At 73.9% G+C, this 2566-nt stretch carries 3 protein-coding genes; all 3 read left to right on the top strand.

The window, feature by feature from the left end; all coding sequences use genetic code 11:
• Positions 1-157 precede the first annotated feature (157 nt).
• The 3 genes from ADL22_RS13315 (at position 158) to ADL22_RS13305 (ending at position 2458) form a co-directional block, all read left to right on the top strand.
• Positions 158-844, top strand: a complete 687-nt coding sequence (locus ADL22_RS13315; protein ID WP_066977677.1) for a TetR/AcrR family transcriptional regulator — start codon at positions 158-160, stop codon at positions 842-844.
• Between the two features lie 10 nt (positions 845-854).
• Entirely contained in the window at positions 855-1673 is an 819-nt protein-coding gene (locus ADL22_RS13310) for a glucose 1-dehydrogenase (protein ID WP_066977674.1), read from the top strand.
• A gap of 143 nt (positions 1674-1816) precedes the next feature.
• Positions 1817-2458 (top strand): NUDIX hydrolase, encoded by a 642-nt coding sequence (locus ADL22_RS13305; RefSeq protein WP_079064092.1) that lies wholly within the window; start codon positions 1817-1819, stop codon positions 2456-2458.
• Positions 2459-2566 lie beyond the last annotated feature (108 nt).

Raw genomic sequence — 2566 nt, 5'->3', positions numbered from 1 at the left:
CGGGGTCTCGGGGCCCCTTGTGCCCCCTTTCCCCCCCCCCCCCCGCGCCCCGGCCGGCCCCGGCCCCCCGCCCACCCCACCCGCCCCACCCGCACGCGCGAAATCACCCCGCCCCACCCCTTCCCCTTTTATTAATGTCCGGCATTAGAATCGGAGCATGCCCAGGACATCAGGCCCCGAGACCCGGGAGAAGTTGATCCGAGCCGCCGAGCAGGTCTTCGCGGCGCAAGGCGTGGACGGTGCGCAGATACGGGACATCGTCGCGCGCGCCGGCCAGAGCAATCCGTCGGCGGTGCAGTACCACTTCGGCTCGCGGGCCGGGCTGCTGGACGCCGTGATGGCCGGCCGGCTGGCGCGTACGGAGGCGGCGCTGGCGCCGCTGCTGGCCGCGGCGGAGGCCGGTGAGCCGGCGCTCCGGGAGCTGATCGCGGTACTGGTCACGGCGGAGGCCACCGAGCTGCGGACCGAACGCGGCCGGCGCTGCCTGCGGATCTCCGCCCAGCTCAGCCACGAGAGCGGCGTACGGACCCGGGTCCCGCACCCGACGCTCGCCGGGACCGCGTACTGGCGGCTGATCTGCCGCGTCGAGGACGCGCTGGCCGCCGCCGGGCTGGCGGAGCCGGTGCGGCTGGAGCGGCTGGACCTGGCGCTGACGCTGATCGGCGCCGCGCTGGCCGACCGGGCCCGGCACTACCTGGACGGTGCCGAGCCGCTGACGGGCGAGGAGCTGTTTCTCGCCGATCTCATCGGGACGACGACGGCGTTCCTGCTCGCCGCCACGCCCGAGCCGCACCTGCCCTCCCCTCAGACCGCCGCCACTCCCCCGAACCGCACCTCCAAGTGAAGGAGTCCCCATGAGCGAGTCCCCGAGCGCGTCCGGCCACGCCCCCCGCGAGTCCGCCCCGCAGGCCGCCGACCTGACCGGCAAGACCGTCATCATCACCGGCGCCGCCCGCGGCCTGGGCGCCGCGGCCGCCGAGCAGGCCGTGGCCGCCGGCGCGCGGGTCGTCCTCACCGACGTCCTCCGGGAGGAGGGCGAGCGGACCGCGGCGCGGCTCGGTGAGCGGGCGCGGTTCCTGGCCCACGACGTGACCTCCGAGGAGGAGTGGCAGCGGGTCGCGGACTTCGCGGTGGCGGAGTTCGGCGGCATCGACGGGCTGGTGAACAACGCCGGGATATCGACCGGGGCGCCGCTGGAGACGATCTCCGCGGACTTCTTCCGCAAGGTCCTCGACGTCAACCTCACCGGCGTGTTCATCGGCATGAAGACGGTGCTGCCGGCCATGAAGGAGCGCGGCGCGGGGTCGATCGTGAACATCTCCTCGGCGGCCGGTCTGATGGGCCTGGCGATGACCGGCGGCTACGGCGCTTCCAAGTGGGGCGTACGCGGTCTGACGAAGATCGGCGCGGTGGAGTGGGGTACCGCGCGGGTCCGGGTGAACTCCGTGCACCCGGGAATGACGTACACCCCGATGACGGCGCAGGTCGGCATCGAGGTCGGCGAGGGCAAGTACCCCAACACCCCGATGGCCCGGGTCGGCGAGGCGCACGAGATCGCCGGGGCGGTGGTCTTCCTGCTGTCCGACGCCGCCTCGTACGTCACCGGTGCGGAGCTGGCGGTGGACGGCGGCTGGACCACCGGGCCGACGGTGAAGTACGTCATGGGGCAGTGACGGTCCGGATCACGGGTTGACACAGTTGACCGGTGTGGGTCGCGGTTGACCGGTTCGGGTCGCGTACCGATCCGTGGTGATCGGCCACCAGCGGCGGCGTCCCCGGCGTACGGGGCCGCCGCCGCTGGTGGTTCCATGGCCCCATGACCGATCAGCAACCGCGCGGCGAACAGCAACCGCCCACCGGACAGCCCTCGTTCAACGCGCAGCCGTCACCCGGGGCGCCGCCGTCGCCCGGCGCGCCGCGGCCGCCCGCCGGGCAGGAGCCGCTGAACGCCGACGAGATCCTGGACGTCGTCGACGAGCACGACCGGGTCGTGGGGCAGGCGCCGCGGGCCGAGAGTTACGCCCGGCGGCTGCGCACCCGGTGCGCGTTCATCCTGGTCCGGGACGCCGAGGACCGGATCTTCGTCCACCGGCGGACGCCCCGGAAGCTGGTGTTCCCCTCGCACTACGACATGTTCGTGGGCGGTGTGGTCGGGGCCGGTGAGAGCTATGACGAGGCGGCGCTGCGGGAGGCGGAGGAGGAGCTGGGGGTGCGCGGACTGGCGCGTCCGGAGCCGCTGTTCCGGTTCCTGTACGAGACGCCCGAGCACAGCTGGTGGTCGGCGGTCTACCAGGTGCGCTGCACGCTGCCGGTGGCGCCCCAGGAGTCGGAGATCGACTGGTACGCGTTCCTGCCGGAGGAGGAGCTGGTCCGGCGGCTGGACACCTGGCCGTGGACGCCGGACGGGCTGGCCGCGTACCGGCAGCTGACGGAGCGGCGGGCGGCGGGCGAGCTCTGAGGCGACCAGCGCGCCACGGCGGCCAGCGCCACAACGGCCCCGCGCCACAACGGGCCCGGGGGCCCCACGCTCCCCCGACCCCACATGGCGAAATCCCACCCCCCACCC

The sequence above is a fragment of the Streptomyces sp. NRRL F-4489 genome (assembly GCF_001509485.1).
In the GTDB taxonomy this organism is placed as follows: domain Bacteria; phylum Actinomycetota; class Actinomycetes; order Streptomycetales; family Streptomycetaceae; genus Streptomyces.
Note: the sequence above shows the minus strand (reverse complement) of the source record. Positions and strands in the feature narration are given on the sequence as shown.

Excerpts from the sequence above, each read along its gene's own strand:
- ADL22_RS13315 (WP_066977677.1), top strand. The coding sequence starts at position 158 with ATGCCCAGGACATCAGGCCCCGAGACCCGGGAGAAGTTGATCCGAGCC.
- ADL22_RS13310 (WP_066977674.1), top strand. The coding sequence starts at position 855 with ATGAGCGAGTCCCCGAGCGCGTCCGGCCACGCCCCCCGCGAGTCCGCC.
- ADL22_RS13305 (WP_079064092.1), top strand. The coding sequence starts at position 1,817 with ATGACCGATCAGCAACCGCGCGGCGAACAGCAACCGCCCACCGGACAG.